The organism is Streptomyces boetiae, assembly GCF_031845405.1.
Taxonomy (GTDB): Bacteria; Actinomycetota; Actinomycetes; order Streptomycetales; family Streptomycetaceae; genus Streptomyces; species Streptomyces boetiae.
Genome location: NZ_JAVREN010000027.1, coordinates 1 through 16,276, shown reverse-complemented (window position 1 = coordinate 16,276; position 16,276 = coordinate 1). Strand labels below are relative to the sequence as shown.

General features: G+C 76.8%; 15 protein-coding genes and 1 riboswitch. Of the genes, 4 read left to right on the top strand and 11 right to left on the bottom strand.

Translation table 11 applies throughout. The features are described from left to right. The first annotated feature begins 78 nt into the window (after positions 1 to 78). Entirely contained in the window at positions 79 to 1,329 is a 1,251-nt protein-coding gene (locus RM780_RS18070) for an MFS transporter (protein WP_311631835.1), read from the top strand. Positions 1,330 to 1,706: 377 nt separating this feature from the next. Here the strand turns inward: RM780_RS18070 and RM780_RS18065 are convergent, their stop codons facing one another. The 3 genes from RM780_RS18065 to RM780_RS18055 are packed head-to-tail and all read right to left on the bottom strand — an operon-like array spanning position 1,707 to position 4,296. Beyond that, the gene (locus RM780_RS18065) at positions 1,707 to 1,898 is read right to left on the bottom strand and encodes a DUF2795 domain-containing protein (protein ID WP_311631791.1); all 192 of its coding nucleotides are present in this window, start codon (positions 1,896 to 1,898) and stop codon (positions 1,707 to 1,709) included. 59 nt (positions 1,899 to 1,957) lie between these two features. After that, positions 1,958 to 2,980 (bottom strand): hemolysin family protein, encoded by a 1,023-nt coding sequence (locus RM780_RS18060; RefSeq protein ID WP_311631790.1) that lies wholly within the window; start codon positions 2,978 to 2,980, stop codon positions 1,958 to 1,960. Beyond that, positions 2,977 to 4,296, bottom strand: a complete 1,320-nt coding sequence (locus tag RM780_RS18055) for a hemolysin family protein (protein WP_311631834.1) — start codon at positions 4,294 to 4,296, stop codon at positions 2,977 to 2,979. Before RM780_RS18055 ends, RM780_RS18060 begins: the two co-directional genes overlap by 4 nt. Positions 4,297 to 4,635: 339 nt before the next feature. Here RM780_RS18055 and RM780_RS18050 point away from each other — a divergent pair, with 339 nt between their 5' ends. After that, positions 4,636 to 6,663, top strand: coding sequence for a glycoside hydrolase family 31 protein (locus tag RM780_RS18050; RefSeq protein ID WP_311631789.1), 2,028 nt, complete (start codon positions 4,636 to 4,638; stop codon positions 6,661 to 6,663). A gap of 266 nt (positions 6,664 to 6,929) precedes the next feature. Continuing rightward, a complete protein-coding gene (locus RM780_RS18045; RefSeq protein WP_311631833.1) occupies positions 6,930 to 7,190 on the top strand; it encodes a cytochrome P450 in 261 nt (86 codons plus the stop codon). Between the two features lie 45 nt (positions 7,191 to 7,235). Here the strand turns inward: RM780_RS18045 and RM780_RS18040 are convergent, their stop codons facing one another. From RM780_RS18040 to RM780_RS18005, 8 genes are all read right to left on the bottom strand, one after another. Beyond that, on the bottom strand, positions 7,236 to 8,429 hold the full coding sequence (locus RM780_RS18040) for an acyltransferase family protein (RefSeq protein WP_311631788.1): 1,194 nt from the start codon (positions 8,427 to 8,429) through the stop codon (positions 7,236 to 7,238). A 161-nt stretch (positions 8,430 to 8,590) separates the two neighbouring features. After that, positions 8,591 to 9,424 (bottom strand): ABC transporter ATP-binding protein, encoded by an 834-nt coding sequence (locus RM780_RS18035; RefSeq protein WP_311631787.1) that lies wholly within the window; start codon positions 9,422 to 9,424, stop codon positions 8,591 to 8,593. Positions 9,425 to 9,560: 136 nt separating this feature from the next. Further along, on the bottom strand, positions 9,561 to 10,628 hold the full coding sequence (locus RM780_RS18030) for a FecCD family ABC transporter permease (RefSeq protein WP_394813004.1): 1,068 nt from the start codon (positions 10,626 to 10,628) through the stop codon (positions 9,561 to 9,563). Beyond that, positions 10,625 to 11,683, bottom strand: a complete 1,059-nt coding sequence (locus RM780_RS18025) for an ABC transporter substrate-binding protein (protein WP_311631786.1) — start codon at positions 11,681 to 11,683, stop codon at positions 10,625 to 10,627. The genes RM780_RS18030 and RM780_RS18025 overlap by 4 nt, the downstream gene beginning before the upstream one ends. Positions 11,684 to 11,730: 47 nt before the next feature. After that, a riboswitch (cobalamin riboswitch) is annotated at positions 11,731 to 11,860 on the bottom strand. Between the two features lie 29 nt (positions 11,861 to 11,889). Next, positions 11,890 to 12,612: a nucleoside/nucleotide kinase family protein gene (locus RM780_RS18020; protein ID WP_311631785.1), complete on the bottom strand. Its 723-nt coding sequence runs from the start codon at positions 12,610 to 12,612 to the stop codon at positions 11,890 to 11,892. A 9-nt stretch (positions 12,613 to 12,621) separates the two neighbouring features. Continuing rightward, positions 12,622 to 13,635, bottom strand: a complete 1,014-nt coding sequence (ligD, locus tag RM780_RS18015; RefSeq protein WP_311631784.1) for a non-homologous end-joining DNA ligase — start codon at positions 13,633 to 13,635, stop codon at positions 12,622 to 12,624. A 259-nt stretch (positions 13,636 to 13,894) separates the two neighbouring features. After that, the gene (locus RM780_RS18010; RefSeq protein WP_311631783.1) at positions 13,895 to 14,713 is read right to left on the bottom strand and encodes an SAM-dependent methyltransferase; all 819 of its coding nucleotides are present in this window, start codon (positions 14,711 to 14,713) and stop codon (positions 13,895 to 13,897) included. A gap of 46 nt (positions 14,714 to 14,759) precedes the next feature. Further along, complete coding sequence (locus RM780_RS18005) at positions 14,760 to 15,635, bottom strand: helix-turn-helix domain-containing protein (protein WP_311631782.1); 876 nt, start codon at positions 15,633 to 15,635, stop codon at positions 14,760 to 14,762. Positions 15,636 to 15,829: 194 nt separating this feature from the next. Between RM780_RS18005 and RM780_RS18000 the strand changes: the two genes are divergently transcribed. Next, positions 15,830 to 16,276: ATP-binding protein (locus tag RM780_RS18000; protein WP_311631781.1), on the top strand; the 447-nt coding region annotated here is incomplete at its 3' end.

The following is a 16,276-nucleotide window of genomic DNA, read 5'->3' as shown; positions in this document are numbered from 1 at the left end:
GCGAAGACGTCCGAGAAGACCCCGACGGCCGAGGCCGCCTCCCGGCGCAGCCCCTGGCGTTGTCTGCGCTACCCCAGCATGCGCTGGTGGTCCGTGGCCAACCTGGTCTCCAACGCCGGCACCTGGATGCAGCTCACGGTCCAGAATCTGCTGGTGCTGCACGTCACCGGCTCCGCCGCCATGACCGGCCTGTCGCTGGCCGTGCAGGCCGGGCCGGGCCTGGTGCTCGGCCTGATCGGCGGCGCGGCCGTGGACGCCTGGCCGCGCAAGCTGACGGCCACGCTCAGCCAGGCCGCCCTGGGCCTGGTGGCCTTCGCGACCGCCGCGCTCGTGGCGTTCGACATGATCAACGTGCCGGTGCTGATGGCCCTGGCCGCGATCACCGGGGTGGTCGCCACCGTGGACGCGCCCGCGTGCGCGCTGCTGGGCAACGACCTCGTCCGGACCCGGGACGTTCCCTCGGCCATCGCGCTGGGCTCGGCCGTGCACAGCGTCGGCCGCCTGGCCGGCACCGCCCTGGCCGGCGGCGCGGTGGTGCTCTTCGGCACCTCATCGGCGTTCCTGGCCAACGGCCTGTCCTTCGCCTTCGTCGCCTCGGTGATCCCCTTCCTGCGGCTGGTGGACCACACCAGCGACCCCGACCGCGCGCCGGCCCCGGCCGCCGCGGCGGAGGCGCCGCGCCCGTCGGCGGACCCGCGCGAGGGCCTGCGGTACTTCCTCGGCCGCCCCCGCCTGGTCGCCCTGGCCGCGATCACCGGCCTGAGCGCGGTCTTCGGCCGGAACTACGCCCTGACTCTGGCGGTCCTGGTGACCGGCCCGCTGGCGGCCGGCGCGGGCGCCTTCGGCACCGTCTCCACCGCCCTGGCGATCGGCGGCATCGCGGGTGCGCTGCTGGCCGGCGTGCTCCAGCGGCCCTCCGTCCGCCTGGTGGCGGCGATGGCCGGCGCGGGCGCCGTGCTCCAGATCGCGGCCGGCCTGACGCCGAGCCTGGCGCTGCTGATCCTGCTGGTCGTCCCGATGGCCATGGTCGAGTCGGTCTCCGACACCGCGGGCACCACCGTGCTGCAGACCGACCCGCCGCCGCACATGCGCGGCCGGGTGCTGGGCGTGTGGCGCAGCCTGAGCACCGGCTGGGGCCTGGTGGGCCCGCCCGCGATCGGCCTGCTGATGGAGGTCGCCGGCGCCCGCGGCGCGCTGGTCCTGGGCGGTGCGGTCATCGCCCTGACGGCGACCGCCGGCCTGCTCCTCCAGGGACGCGCGTCCGCTACCGCGGGTCAGGCCGCCGAGGCTCGCCCGGTCCGTGCCGCCGCCCTGTCCGCGGCGGCCTGAGGCGGGCGGCACGCCCGCGCCGCGCGGGGCTCCCGCGCGGCGCGTCAGCGACGACGGCCCGGTCCCGCCACCCCGCAGGGGCGTGGGACCGGGCCGTCGCCGGTTCGGGCCGTGCCGGTACGTGCCCGTCCGTCGCGCCCGCCGCCCTCGCGGGCGGCGACCGCACCGGCCCCCGGCCGGGAAGAACCCGGTCGGGGACCGGAGATCATGCTCCGGGCCCCCGGGCTGCGCCGCGTCGGCACGTCCCGGGACAACGTCCCCGGACGGCGCCCGGACCGGCGCCCGGCAGCGTCCGGGGCGGCCACCTGGGCAAGGCGCGGGGGCGGCGCGGTCGCGGGGCCCGTCCCACGAGGTCCGTGGCGGAGGCCATGGACCGCTCAGTGACCGAAGATCGCCTTCTCGACGTCGTTGGGGCCGTCGAAGCGGTCCTGGCGGAGGCTGCCGATCTCCTGGACCAGCGACTTGTCGGCGCCGTTCTTCCTGGCGGTCTTCATCAGCGCCTGCTTATCGCTCGGGTAGCCGGCGTTCTTCAGCGCCTTCTGGACCTCGATGGGGTTGGTCTTCCCCATGGTGTCCTCCCGTGTGCTCGGGTTCGTCCGTCCTTGACCGGACGCGGGTACCCGCGTCCTCAGGGCTCATGCGCGGCCGGGCCGACCAGCTCGGAGAGCACGTCCTCCATGGTCACGAACCCCAGCAGCGCCCCCGAGGGGCCCGTCACCGCCGCCAGGTGCGTCACCCGCGAGCGCATCGCCGTCAGCGCGTCGTCCAGCGGCGTCTCGGGCCGCACCCGCACCACGGGGTGCAGGGCGTTGCGCGGGAAGGGCCGGTCGCGGTGCGCGGCGCCCAGCGCGTCCTTCACGTGCAGGAAGCCCAGGACCGTGCTGCCGGGGCCCGTCACGGGGAAGCGGGAGTAGCCCGAGCGGGCCGCGGCCAGCTCGAGCTGCCGGGGCGTGACCCGGTGGTCCACGGTCACCATCCGGCCCGGCGGCACGACGATCTCCGCGACCGTGCGGCTGCCCAGCTCCAGCGCGTCCCGCAGCCGCTCGCTCTCGGCCGCCTCCAGCAGCCCGGCGTCCGAGGAGTCCTGCACCAGCCGCGCCAGCTCGTTGTCCGTGAACACCGAGGCCACCTCGTCCCGGGGCTGGACGCGCAGCAGCCGCAGCAGGCCGTTGGCGCAGGCGTTGATCCCCAGGACCACGGGGGCCAGCGTGCGGGTAAGGGCCACCAGCGGGGGCCCGAGCAGCAGGGCGGTGCGCTCCGGGGCGGCGAGCGCGACGTTCTTGGGAACCATCTCGCCGATCAGCATGTGCAGGTAGGTGGCGACGGCCAGGGCGACGGCGAAGGCGATGGGGTGCACCAGCCCGTAGGGGACGGCGACCGCGTCCAGCAGGGGCTCCAGCAGGTGCGCGACGGCCGGCTCGGCCACCGCGCCCAGCACCAGCGAGGAGACGGTGATGCCGAGCTGCGCGGTGGCCATCATCGGCGACAGGTGCCGCAGCGCCCACAGCACGGTCCGCGCTGGCCGCTCCCCGGCCTCGGCGCGCGGCTGGATCTGGTCGCGCCGCACGGAGATCAGGGCGAACTCGGCGCCGACGAAGAAGGCGTTGACCAGCACGGCGAACGCGCCCAGCGCGAGCTGCACGACGGTCACGGCGCGACCGTCCCGCCACGGGGGGAGGCCCCGGGCGCCGTCAGCCGCACCCGTTCCGCCCGGTGCCGGGCCACCTCCAGCACCGTCAGCCGCCACCCCCCGACCGTCACCTCGTCGCCACGCGCCGGGATGCGCGCCAGCTCCGCCGCCACCAGGCCCGCCACCGTCTCGTAGGGGCCGTCGGGGACCGGCAGGCCGATCGCGGCGAGCCGGTCGCGGCGCACGCCGCCGTCCGCTTCCCACACCCGCGCGCCCCGCCGGGCCAGGCCCGGCGACTCTTCGGGGTCGTGCTCGTCGCGGACCTCGCCGACGACCTCCTCCACGATGTCCTCCAGCGTGGCCACGCCGGCCGTTCCGCCGTACTCGTCCACGACCACCGCCATCGAGCCGGAGCCGCGCAGCCGCTCCAGCAGCTCGTCCACGGGAAGGCTGGCCGGTACGCGCACGGGCTCCCTGGCCAGGCGCGCCACGGGCGTCGCCCCGCGTGCGCCCTCCTCCAGGGCGAGGACGTCCTTGATGTGGACCACGCCGCGCACCTCGTCCAGCGAGCCCTCGTAGACCGGGAAGCGGGAGAGGCCGGTGGCGCGGGTCAGCTCCGCCGCGCGGCCGGCCGTGGCCGAGGCCGGGAGCGCGTGCACGTCCACGCGGGGCGTCATCACGCTCTGCGCGGTCAGCTCGGCCAGGTGCAGGGTGCGCAAGAACAGCTCCGCGGAGTCCGAGGGCAGCACGCCCTCCTCGGCAGAGTGGCGGGCCAGGGCCACCAGCTCCTGCGGGGTGCGCGCGGAGGCCAGCTCCTCGGTGGGCTCCAGGCCCCCGGCCCGCACCAGCCGGTTGGCCGTCTCGTTCAGGTGCCGGATCAGCGGGGCGAAGGCGGCGGTGAACGCCCGCTGCGGGCCGGCGACCGCGCGTGCCACCCGCAGGGGCCTGGCGATGGCCCAGTTCTTGGGGACCAGCTCGCCGATGACCATCAGCAGCACCGTGGACAGGGCGACGCCCACGGCCAGCGCCGCCGAGGAGGCGGCCGACTCCGGCACCCCGGCCGCCCGCAGGGGCCCGCGCAGCAGCGCGGCCAGGGACGGCTCGGCCAGCATCCCGATCACCAGGGAGGTGACGGTGATGCCCAGTTGCGCCCCCGAGAGCTGGAACGTCAGCGCCCGGGCCGCCTTCAGCGCCCCGCCCGCGCCCGCCTCGCCCGCCGCCGCGGCCCTCTCCAGCTCCCCGCGCTCCACCGTGGTCAGCGAGAACTCCGCCGCCACGAACACGGCGCAGGCCAGCGTCAGCCCCACCGCCAGCAGCAGGAGCAGCACCTGCGTCACCACGCGCCCGCCTCCCTCTCCGGCTCGTCCACGTCCTGCGTCATGTCCTGAGTCACGTCCTGAGTCACGCCCTCGGCCACGTCCCGGGTCCGCGTCCCGGTTCGCGGCCTCGCTACGCCCGGTCCCACGGCCTCGGCCGCGCCCCCGGTGGTCGCGGCCGGGGAGCCACCACCGGTTCCCCCGGACGCGGGACGTATGCCCGCGTCCCCTGCTCACGTCATCGGCCGGGGCGTCGCCCGCCTTGAGACGACGGCCCCGGCCGCCCCGGGCGTTTCCCCCGGTGGGCCGGGGGTACCCGTCGCTCCCCGCGACGACCCGGACGCGGTGGGAGGAGACGCGATGGCCTACCGGACGGCGGCCCCCGAGACGGCCGACCACACCGACCCGTACGCGTCGGCCGAGCCGGGCGACGCGGACGGCGAGCTGCTGGTCGCGCTGGGCTCGGGCCGCACCGTGCGGCTGACGTGCACCGTCCCGGCCGAGGGCGTGCTGCGGCTGCGCCAGTCCGGCGTGCCCGACCGGGGACTCGCCGTGCTGCCGGGTGTCTCGGACCGGCCCGCGCGGCTGACCCGGCTCCCGGACGGCGGCGGGGTGTCCCTCACCGGCCCCGGCGTGGACGCGCACTGGGCCGGTCAGGGCCTCAGCTTCGGGGCGTACCGGCGCTTCGCCCGCCCCGAGGCCGACACCGTGCCCTACCGCGCCGGGCTGCGCCCGCCCACCCCCGGGCACCCGGCGGGAAGCTGGGTGGAGACCGTCCACCTCAGCCCCGGCGCGGCCGTCTACGGCGGCGGCGAGAGCTACCAGGGCATCGACCTGCGGGGCCGGATGCGGACCCTGCGCAACACCGAGGAGAACCGCGCCGCCGGCCGCGACACCGCCTACCTCAACATCCCGCTGCTGTGGTCCGACGCCGGGTGGGGCCTGTTCGCCCACACCGGCGGCTCGGTGGAGGCCGACCTGGGCGCCACGCACTCCGAGGCCGCCGCCGTCGAGATCGGCGGCCCGCACCTGGACCTCTTCCTCATCGACGGGGACGGCCCCACCATCCTGGAGCGGTACCTGAGTCTCACCGGCCGGCCCCGCATGCTGCCCGAGTGGGCCTATGGCGTGTGGCTGAGCCGCTCCTCCTACTTCACGGCCGGCGAGGTGCTGCGCAACGTCGAGGAGATGGAACGCGCCGGCGCCCCCGTGGACGTGGTGCACGTGGACGAGTGGCTGGAGGAGTCGGTCCTGGCCGACGCCACCTGGAGCGCGGGCCCGGACCGCTCGCGTTTCCCCGCCGGGTGGAGCCGCCCGCTGGCCGACCGCGGGGTGCGCACCAGCCTGTGGATCAACCCCTACGTCAAGACCGGCACCCCGCTGGCCGACGAGCTGGCCGCCCGCGGCTACCTGGTCAGCGACGCCGACGGCAACCCCGTGCCCACCGCCCACAACCCGGCCTGCCTGGTCCTCGACTTCACCAACCCCCAGGCCAGGGCCTGGTGGACCGCCCGCCTGGCCCGCACCCTGCGCGAGGAGGAGAACGCCGCGGTGCTGGCCGACTTCGGAGAGGAGATCCCCGACGAGGCCGTCTTCGCCGACGGCACACGCGGCGGGGAGCGGCGCAACGCCTACGCCCTGCTCTACCAGACCGCCGTCCGCGAGACCGGCACGCTGGTGCGCGACGGCGACTTCGTCGCCATCTCCCGCTCCGGAACGGCCGGTTCGCAGCGCGAGCCCGCCCACTGGGCCGGGGACCTGCCCTCCTCCTGGACCGGCCTGGTCTCCACCCTGCGGGCCGTGCTCTCCCTCTCGCTCAGCGGCTGCTCCCTCGTCACCCACGACGCCGGGGGCTACTGGACGCCCGAGTCCTACCGGCTCGCCAAGGAGTTGCGCACCACCATGAGCCCGGACCGGGTCTTCGCGGACGTGGAGCCGGAGCTGTACGGGCGGTGGGCGCAGTGGGCGGCGTTCAGCCCCCTGATGCGCTTCCACGGCGTGGGCCGCCGCGAGCCCACCGCCTACCCCGAGCCCTACCGCTCCGCCGCGCTGGACGCCTGCCGCCTGCGGCGGCGGATGCGGCGCTACGCCGCCGGGTCGGCGGCCGACGGGCTGCCGCTGATGCGGCCGATGCCGCTGGCCCTGCCCGGCGACCGGGCCGCGCGCGCCGCCGGGCTCCAGTACTTCTTCGGGCCCGACGTGCTGGTCGCGCCCGTCCTGGAGCCGGGCGGGCGGTGCGCCCTGTACGTGCCCGAGGGGGAGTGGACCCCGCTCCTGGGCTGCCCGCCGCTGACCGGTCCCGGCTGGCACGAAGTCACCTGCGGGCCAGGGGAGTTCCCCGCCTACGTGCGGGCCGGGCGCGGCGTCGCCACGGTCCTGCGCGACTGACCCCGCCGCGCGGGCCGGCCGGCCGTGACCACCCGGCCCGCCCGCGCGGCGGACCTTCGCCCCGGAGCCGCCGCCGCTGCCGGGCGCCCCGGGCGCCGAACGCGGGCGCACAGGGACCCTGGCACCCCGCCCCGTGCTTCGGGTGCCCCGGGGCGCTCCGTACGCGGGCCGGGGAACGGCGGGAATGGCTGCCTCGGCAACGTCCTCGCACGCGGCTCGCGGGCGGCCTCCCGCTTCCGGGGCAGTGAACGCCCGGGCGGCCCGGCATTTTCGCGGACCTGCCCTCCCTCGTGGAGACGGGACACGTGATCTCCGAGACCCTGCGGTTGCGCCCGCCCGGCTGGCTGCTGACCCGCGTCACCACGGCGGAGGCCGAACTCGCCGGCGTCCGCCTGCCGGCCGGCACCACGGTCGCGTCCCGCTGGGAGCCGCGCCCGCTGGACGGCCGGGCTCTGCGGCCCCCGCCGGCGAACGTTCCCCGGCCGCGCCGCCTGCGCATACGGGTCAGCGCCCGGCGCGGGGCCTGAGGCGCCGGGGACCGCCCCGGCCCGGCCGGCGCCCGGCGTGCCCGGTCACCGTTGCCGGGGCACGCTCCCCGCGCGCGGGCGCGGCCGGCCCAGGAGCCGCGTGCCGGGGCGTTCGACCGTGACGTAGAGGAGCCAGGCGACGCCGAGCGCCAGGGGGAGCGCGAGAGCGAGGACCGGGCCGGTTCCCCAGCCCCGGTCGCCGAGGAGGTGGTGGGTGACGATGAGGACGTGGCAGTGCGTGAGGTACAGCGCGTAGGAGATGCCGCCCAGGAGGACCGGCACCCGCGCCCGCAGGAGGGACGGCCGTCGGCGCAGGTCGAGACCGGCGACGGCGTGGACCAGGAGGGCGAGCGGCAGAGAGGTGGCCGCGGACCACAGGAAGGCGTCGGGGAGCCAGCGGGCGCCGGCGGTCATGGCGGCGACCAGGAGCGCCGCGGCCGGGAGGACACCGATGCGGGGCAGGCCCGGCGCGGCGTACGAGAGGCGAGCCGCGACCATGCCGAGGAGAAACAGGGGCAGTTGCGTCGGGGGAAGCGCGGCCAGAAACCAGTAGGCGTCGAACTGCTGAGGGTCCTGGAGGGTTTGCGGGTCGACGATCAGCTCGCTGAGCAGCGGAAGCGTCCAGAGGACGGCCAGCGACAGCGCGGCAGCCGCCAGGCATCCTCGCGGGGTCAGGCGTCCGACCGGGCGAGCCAGGACGGGAAAGAGCAGGTAGAACAGGGCCTCGGCGGCCAGGGACCAGCACACCGTATTGCCGGCCGACGTGTATTCGGCGGAGGGGATCCAGGTGTGCACCAGGAGGAGCGCAGCCGTGTCGGCCAAGGCCCCGCTGTCGGCCTGCGTGATGCTCGACCCGACGGCCGCGGTGACGACCAGGGCGCTGCACCAGGTCAGCACATGGCCCGGCAGGATCTTCGCGGCCCGGCGCCGCCAGAATCGCCGCGTGGTGTCCTCCGGCCGCCGGGAGCGCATCATCACGTAGCCGCTGAGGACGAAGAACAGCGCCACGGAGTTCCTGCCCACCCAGACCGTCACGCCGGACGGTGACGAGGTGGCCGGGTCCTGGAAGACCAGTGCGTGCACGCAGACGACGCCGCCGGCCGCCGCGAACCGCAGCCCGGTCAGGGAGGGCAGCCGGGCGGGCTGTCCGCTCTCCCCCGCCCCGGCTCTCGCGCCGCCGGCCGCGGCCGGCGGCGGCCCGGGGGCCGCCGCCACGCCGAGGACGCGATCCTCGCTCACACGGCCTCCTCTCGGACACGGTCGCGGGAACGCCGGACCGGCCCCTCGCGCGGGCGTCGGCCCGAGACGGGATCTACCCGTCGCCACCAGTGCCGTCGCGAGCCGGCGGTTTCTCTCACCCGTAAGGGGGACGGCAGAGGCGCGCCGGCGGGCGCGAGACCCTACGGCCGGCCCCGAACGCTCGCCTTGTGCTCCCCGTCGGCCTCCGGCAGGTGGAAGGTGACCTGCGGCGCTCCCGTGGCCGGGTTCTCGGCGACCTCGGCCCGCGCCCCGTAGACCTCCGAGAGCAGCGCGGCGTTCAGCACCTGGCGCGGCGGTCCCGAGGCAGTCACCTTCCCGGCGCGCAGGAGGCAGAGGCGGTCGCAGAAGCGGGCGGCGAGGTTGAGGTCGTGCAGGGCGACCAGCGAGGTCGCCGGGAGGCGGCGGAGCAGGGTGAGCAACGCCAGTTGGTGGCGGACGTCGAGGTGGTTGCCCGGCTCGTCCAGCACCAGCAGGGCCGGCTCCTGGGCCAGCGCGCGGGCGATCAGCACCCGCTGCCGTTCCCCGCCGGAGAGCGAGGCGAACGGCCGTTCCGCCAGGTCCGCAGCCGCGACCCGCTCCAGGGCGTCGGCCACCACCCGCCGGTCGTGGGCGGTCTCGGGCCCGAATGTCCGCTGGTGCGGGGCCCGTCCCATCGCCACCACCTCGCGGACCGTCAGCTCCAGGTCCCCGGCGGGCTCCTGCACCACCGCCGCCACCGTGCGGGCCACCTCCCGCACCGGCGTGGCGGCCACCTCCCGGCCGTTCACCAGCACCCGGCCGCGCTCCGGGCGCAGCGCGCGGTAGACGGTGCGCAGCAGCGTGGACTTGCCGCTGCCGTTGGGGCCGACCAGGCCGACCACCTCGCCGGGCACGGCATCCAGGGACACCCCGTCCAGCAGGCGGCGGGCCCCGGCCGCCACGGCCACCTCCTGGGCGGAGAGCGCGGCCCCGGAGGCCGCGCAAGGTCCGCTCACCGGATCCTCCCGCTCTTCCCCGGGCTCCGCCTGGGGGCACCTCCCGCTCCACCCGCGCGGCACAGCCCGGGCATCGTCCATGTCGGCGGCCCGGCAGCCGCGCTGGGGGCACCTCCCGCTTGCGGGGGAGCGTCGCTCACCGCGCCGCCCTCCGTCCGTCGCGGCGCATCAGCCACAGGAAGAACGGCCCGCCGCACAGCGAGGTCAGGACCCCGACGGGGATCTCCTGCGGCGCGGCCACCGTGCGCGCGGCCAGGTCGGCCAGCACCAGGAACGCCGCCCCGCCCAGCGCGGCGGCCGGAAGGACCCGGCGGTGGTCGCCGCCGACGACCAGCCGCACGGCGTGCGGCAGCATCAGCCCCACGAAGCCGATCGGCCCGGCCGCCGCCACCAGCACGCCCGTCACCAGCGAGAGGGCCACGAACAGGCGGGTGCGGAAGCGCCCCACGTCCAGGCCCATCGTCCCGGCCGCCTCCTCGCCGGCGAGCAGCAGGTTCAGCGGGCGGGCGCAGGCCGCGAGGGCGGCGAGCGCCGCGCCCAGCACCGCCGCCGGGAGCCAGAGGGTGTCCCAGCGGGCGCCGCCGAGGCCGCCGAGCATCCACGCCAGCACCTCGCGGGCCTCGTTCCCGCGCTGGGTGAGCAGCAGCAGGCTGGTCAGCGCCGAGAGGACCGAGGCGACCGCGACCCCGGCCAGGACCAGCCGCAGCGCGGTGATCCGCCCGGCGGCGCGGGCCGTTCCGTAGACCAGGACCAGCGCCAGCAGCGCCCCGGCGAACGCCCCCAGCGGCAGTGCGTACATGCCCGCGAACGTCACGCCGCCGACGATCACGGCCACCGCGCCCAGCGAGGCGCCCGAGGAGACGCCCAGCAGGTAGGGGTCGGCCAGCGGGTTGCGCACCAGCGCCTGCATGGCGGTACCGAGCACCGCGAGCCCGGCCCCCACCACCGCGCCCAGCAGCACCCGCGGGGCCCGCACCTCCAGCACGATCGTCTCCCGGGGCCGGGACCACCCGGCCTCGGGCCAGGGCAGGCCCAGGCCCCCGCGCAGCAGGATGCCCCACACCTCGCCGGGCGGAACGGCCACCGAGCCGGCGGTCAGCCCGGCGGTGACGGAGGCCAGCAGCACGGCCGCCAGGCCGGCCAGGACCAGCGGGAACGGCGGCCGGCGCCGGGCGTTCTCCCGCTCCGGCGCCGCGGCCCTCACCGGAACCGCTCGGGGTGCAGCGCGCGGGCCAGCTCCTCCACCGCGCCCGGGGCGCGCACGCCCACCAGGGTCGCGGTCAGCGGCAGCACCACGAACCGCTCCTCGCGCACGGCCGGCAGGCCGGCCAGCGCCGGGTGCGCGCGCAGGAAGTCCCGCTTGCGCGCGACGTTGCCGCCGTCCTCGTCGCCGTAGTCGTAGATGACGATGACGTCGGGGCGGCGCTCCACGACCTGCTCCCAGGAGCCGTCGGCGAAGACCGCGTCGAGGTCGCCGAAGACGTTCTCGCCGCCGGCCCGCCGGATCAGGTCCTGACCGAGGCCGAGGCCGCCCGCGGTGAACGGCGCGGACTCGCCGCTGTCGTACACGAACACCCTTACCGGATCGGCGCCTCGCACCGCCTCGGCAGCCGCGTCGGCGCGCCCGGCCAGCTCCGCGACCAGCTCCTCGGCGCGGTCGGGGACGCCGAAGATCCGCCCTACGGTGCGGATTTCCTCGTAGGCGTCCTCCAGCGTGACGGGCCCGTCCTCGCAGTACTCGCGGTTGAGGTGGGTGGCGATCCCGGCGTCCTCGAAGGCCTGGCGGGAACGGCCCTCCCGCTCCGCGAAGGCGCTGCCGTAGCCGCCGTAGACCAGGTCGGGCTCCGCCTCCAGCACCTGCTCGAACGAGGGCTCTTCGGCGGCGAGTTCGGGTATCGCCTCGTACGCCTCGCGGTACTCGGGCAGCACGGCGGAGTCGGGGTAGGCGGTGCCGGCCATCGCGTCCTGGAGACCCAGGGCCAGCATCAGCTCGGCAGGGTGCTGATGGATCGTCACCACCCGCTCCGGCGGGGCCTCGTAGGTGGTGCTCACCCCGCAGTTCTCGACGGTGACGGGGAAGCCGGCCGCGGCCGGCCCGCCGGAACGGCCGGGGTCGCCGCCGTCCCGGCCGCCGGAGCCGCAGGCGGCGAGGAGGGCCAGAACCGCGGCGAGCAGCGCCGCCGCCAGGGCGCGGGGCAGCGCGCCGTTCAGAAAGCGGGGGGCGCGCCGTCTGGGGCGCGCGGGGAAGCGGACGTGCATGGGAGACCTCCTGGGGGGTCCACGCCCCTCGGACGGTGGCGACGGGTCAGTCTCCTGACTCCCGGATCGGCGCCTTCCCCGACCTTCCCGCGGGCGCGTGCGCCCGCAGTGGTCCGCGGTGGGGTCGGCTCCCCGGTCACAGTGGCGGGACCGTGCCGGATTCGCACCGGCTTCCTGTCTCCCGTCGCCCTGTTGACGCCCGCAGCCTACGCCCCGCCCCGGCCGCCCTCGGTACCGGGGCCCCCGGGGCCGGTCGGGCGCCCGGGCGCGGCCGTGCTCCCTCCGCCCGCCCCCGGGCCGGAGAGCACGCGGTCGCAGCGCGCGCGGGAGCGTTCCACCATCGCGGCGTTGGGCCGGTCGTTGCCGTCCACCCGGGCCCGGGCCGCCGCGGGCCGGTCGCCGTGCGCGGTGTGCCGGGCGAACAGCCGCGCGTCCCGCAGCGCGGGGGGCGCGTCCACGTACCAGACCTCGGCCATGCACGCCCGCGCCTCGCGCCAGCCGGGCAGGTCGCAGGCCAGGTAGTTCCCCTCGGTGACGATCAGCCGCGCCTCCGGGCGCACCCGGTGCCGCGCGGCCACCGGCTCGTCCAGCGTGCGGTCGAAGTCCGGGACGTAGATGTCGTGTCCGGCCTGCGCCGGGTCGAGCAGCCGGTGCAGCAGGGCCACGTAGCCCCACACGTCGAAGGTCTGCTCCGCGCCCTTGCGGGAGCGCAGCCCGAGCCGGTCGAGCTGGGCGTTGGAGAGGTGGAACCCGTCCAGCGGCACGTACGCCGCCGGCACGTAGATCGCGCGCGAGCGGAGCGCGTCCACCAGCGCGCGGGCCAGCGTGGACTTCCCCGCGCCCGGCGGCCCGGCCAGGCCGAGCACGGCCCGCGCCCCTCGCCGCGCGGCCAGCGCGGCGGCCTCGGCGGCCAGTGCCCTCGCGTCCATGCCCGCAGCCTACGGCGGCGGCAAAGCCACCGACTCCGGGTCCCGGTCCAGGCGCAGCCCGCGCCAGGAGGGCTGGCGCAGCCGCCTGTCGCCCGTCCAGCGGCGGAAGGCCACGTCGGCCACCAGCCGCGGCTCCACCCACCGGGCGGTGCGGGCGTGTTCGCGCGGGACCGGCTCGCCGAACGGGCTGGTGGCGCGCGCCAGCGGGGCCAGCCGCGCGGCGAGGTCGGCGAGCGTCGCCGCGCCCAGGCCGCTGCCGACGTGGCCGATGAAGCGCAGGGTGCCCTCCGCGTCGTGCGCGCCCAGCAGCAGGGAGCCGACCCGGCCCGCGCGCCGCCCCGCGCCCGGCTGCCAGCCGCCGATGACCGCCTCCTGGGTGGACACCAGCGGCTTCTTCACCCACAGCGGGGAGCGGCGGCCCGGGTGGTAGGGGGAGCCCAGGCGCTTGGCGACCAGGCCCTCCAGCGTGTGCTCGGCGGCCACCCGCAGCAATTCCTCGGGGAAGGCTCCGGGGCCGGAGTAGTGCGGCGGGACCGCCAGCCGGGCGGCGGCCGGGTCGGCGGCCGAGCCGATCTCCGCCAGCAGCGCGCGCCGCTCCTCGTAGGGGGCGCGCAGCAGCGGGTGCCCGTCCAGCCGGGGCAGGTCGAAGGCGAAGAAGGTCACGGGCACCCCGGCGAGCCGCCCGGGGGAGGGGGCGCGCTGGTGGCGGCGCTGGAGCAGGCCGAAGTCGGGGCGGCCCGCGTCGTTCAGCGCCACGATCTCGCCGTCCAGCACGGCGTCCCGGCCGCGCAGCGCCTCGCGCAGCGCCCCGCCGGCCAGCTCGGGGTAGACGGCGGTGAGGTCGTTGCCGTTGCGGCTGGTGAGCCGGGTGCCGCCGTCGGCGGCCACGCGCAGGCAGCAGCGGTAGCCGTCCCACTTGAACTCGTACGCCCAGGCGCCGGTGGGCAGTTCGCCGTCCACCGCCAGTATCGGCGGCACGGCCTCGGGGACGGGGGCGGGGCGGGGGGCGGTCGCTGGCACCATGCGCCCAGTGAACGCCGCCGCGCGCCGCCACCCCCGCAGCCTCACCGCAACGGCCGACACCCGCGCGTTGCGAGGGCCTGCGGCCGGCAGACGGGACGCCCCCGGCCGTCGGCGTTGGCGAGGGATGCCCCGGTCCCGGCGACGGCCCGTGGTGCGAACGGCCCGGGGCCGGCGCCCGCAGGCGGTCGCCCTGCGCGCGAGCGGTGGCGCGCCGCGCGCCACCGTGGTCGCCGCGTCCCGGCCGCGGAATGCGGCGCGCTCAGGCCGGCTTGCGCGCCACCCCGCAGTACATCGCGACCTCGCGGTCCGCGACCGCCGGGCCCTGGGCCGGGTCGGGCCGCCACCGGTGCGCCTGGGTGACGCCCGGGCCGACCAGCTCCAGACCGTCGAAGAACCGCGCGACCTGGTCCGCCGAGCGCAGCACCATCGGGATGCCCCGGGAGTGGTAGACGGCGGCGGCCCGGCCGACCTCCTCGGGCGCGAAGTCCCCGGTGGCCGTGGACAGCGCGAGGAAGCTGCCGGGCGGCAGCGGCTCCAGCAGGCGCCGCAGGAGCCCGCGCGCCTCCTCCTCGCCCTCGATGAAGTGCAGGATCGCCAGCACGGTCACCGCCACCGGGCGGCCCAGGTCCAGCGTTTCCAGCAGCTCCGGCGAGCCGAGGATCGCGGCCGGGTCGCGCAGGTCCGCCTCCACGTAGGCGGTGCGGCCCTCCGGGGTGCTGGCGAGCAGGCCCTGGGAGAGCGTCAGCACGATGGGGTCGTTGTCGACGTAGACCACGCGTGCGGCGGGCGTCTCGGCCTGCGCGATCTCGTGGAGGTTGGGCGAGGTCGGGATGCCGGTCCCGATGTCGAGGAACTGCCCGATGCCCTCCTCCCGCGCCAGGTGGCGGACGACCCGGTGCATCCAGTCGCGGTTGGCGCGCATGCTGACCGGCAGGGAGGGCCACTCGCGGCGCAGGGCCTCGCCAGCCTCCTGGTCGGCCCGGTAGTGGTCCTTGCCGCCGAGCAGGTAGTCGTAGATGCGGGCGGAGTGCGCGCTGCCGGTGTCGATCCGGTCGGCCGGCCAGCCGTTCTCTGACATGTGCGTCCTTCCCTTCCCTCTCCGGGCCCGCCCCGGCGGGCCCCGGTCACAGCTCCTGGCGGATCTCCGCGAGGACGGCGGCCGTCCGGCGGCCGGGGGCGGCCTGGGCCGAGAGGCGGTCCAGCGTCTCCCGGCAGACCAGGACGTCCTCCGGCGCGTCCAGGTAGCCGGCGCCCGTGGGCGTGGCGTGGTACACCACGTCCGGCAACTCCGGGGAGCGCAGCCGGAAGTGGTGGAACGCCCCGATGCGCATCGCCGGGTGCGAGCCCCGGTCGAAGCGCAGCACCTGCACGGTCACGTGCGGCCGTTCGTTGAGCGCGACGAGGTGCGCGATCTGCTCGGCCATCACCCCGTCGCCGCCGACCGGGCGGCGCAGCGCGGCCTCGTCCAGCACCACCCACACCCGCGGCGGGTCGGGGCGGCGCAGCAGCTCCTGGCGCCGCATCCGCAGCCCGAGCCGCCGCTCGACGAGGGCGGGCGGCAGGTGCGGGCCCTCCGCCGCGATCTGCGCCCGGGCGTACGCCTCGGTCTGCAGCAGCTCGTGCACCACCTGGGCCTCGTACGCCCTGATCTGCCGCGAGGCCTGCTCCAGACTCAGGTACGCCGCGCCCCAGGTGGGCATCACCTCGCGGTAAGAGTGCCACCACCCGCGCTGGTTGGCCTCACGCACCGTCTCCAGGAACGCGGCGATCTCGGCCGGGTCGCTGACCCCGTACGTCCGCAGCAGCTTCTCCACGACGGGCGCGCGCAGCCGCGCCACCTTGGCCGCCTCGATGCGGCGGATCGTCGAGTGGCTGGCATCCAGGGCCTCGGCCGCCTGGTCGTAGCTGAGTCCGGCCCGCCGGCGCAGGGCCTGCAACTGCTTGCCGAGGATCATGCGCAGTACGGCGGGCGCACCCGCCCAGTCGGTCGTCGCGGCCACCTGACGCCTCCTCAGCCTCGGCCGTCCCGGTCGCAGTGTGTCACGCCGGCCGCCGCATGGTTACTCCGCATCTGGCGATCTGCAATTTTCAAGTTACCTATTGCGAGGTGTAGTTGGCAGTGTCATAGTGAAGGGGACGGGTCTCAGCCGGGGATACGGGAGCGCGCGGGTTCCCGCAGACGAAAGGCGGCAGCATGGCCACCCCCGCCATCGCACCTCGTTCTACGCGCGCAACACCAGCACCCCGGCCCCAAATCGACGACGCAGCCCTCGCCTTCCGGCTCCCCGCGCTCGACCGGTCGGTCCGGGTCGCCCGGGCCCGCACCCGGGAGGCCCTGGCCGGCTGGGGCCTGTCCGCCCCGGCAGTGGAGAACGCCGAGCTGGTCGTCTCCGAGCTGGTCACCAACGCCGTTCTGCACACCGGCAGTCAGGCCGTCGTCTGCACGCTGCGGGCCGGGGAGGGCCTGGTGCGCGTGGAGGTGGCCGACCAGCGGACCACGGCCCCGCACCCGCCCGGGGGCTCCGCGCGGGCCCGCGCGGCGCGGGCCGAGGACGAGCGCGGGCGCGGCCTGATCCTGGTGGAGGCGCTGAGCACGGCCTGGGGCGTCAGCCCCGGACCCGACGGGCGGGGGCGGCGGGGG

Coding starts and splice junctions, on each gene's coding strand:
- RM780_RS18050 (WP_311631789.1), top strand. CDS start 4,636: ATGGCCTACCGGACGGCGGCCCCCGAGACGGCCGACCACACCGACCCG.
- RM780_RS18010 (WP_311631783.1), bottom strand. CDS start 14,713: ATGTCAGAGAACGGCTGGCCGGCCGACCGGATCGACACCGGCAGCGCG.
- RM780_RS18020 (WP_311631785.1), bottom strand. CDS start 12,612: ATGGACGCGAGGGCACTGGCCGCCGAGGCCGCCGCGCTGGCCGCGCGG.
- ligD (WP_311631784.1), bottom strand. CDS start 13,635: ATGGTGCCAGCGACCGCCCCCCGCCCCGCCCCCGTCCCCGAGGCCGTG.
- RM780_RS18025 (WP_311631786.1), bottom strand. CDS start 11,683: ATGCACGTCCGCTTCCCCGCGCGCCCCAGACGGCGCGCCCCCCGCTTT.
- RM780_RS18065 (WP_311631791.1), bottom strand. CDS start 1,898: ATGGGGAAGACCAACCCCATCGAGGTCCAGAAGGCGCTGAAGAACGCC.
- RM780_RS18070 (WP_311631835.1), top strand. CDS start 79: ATGCGCTGGTGGTCCGTGGCCAACCTGGTCTCCAACGCCGGCACCTGG.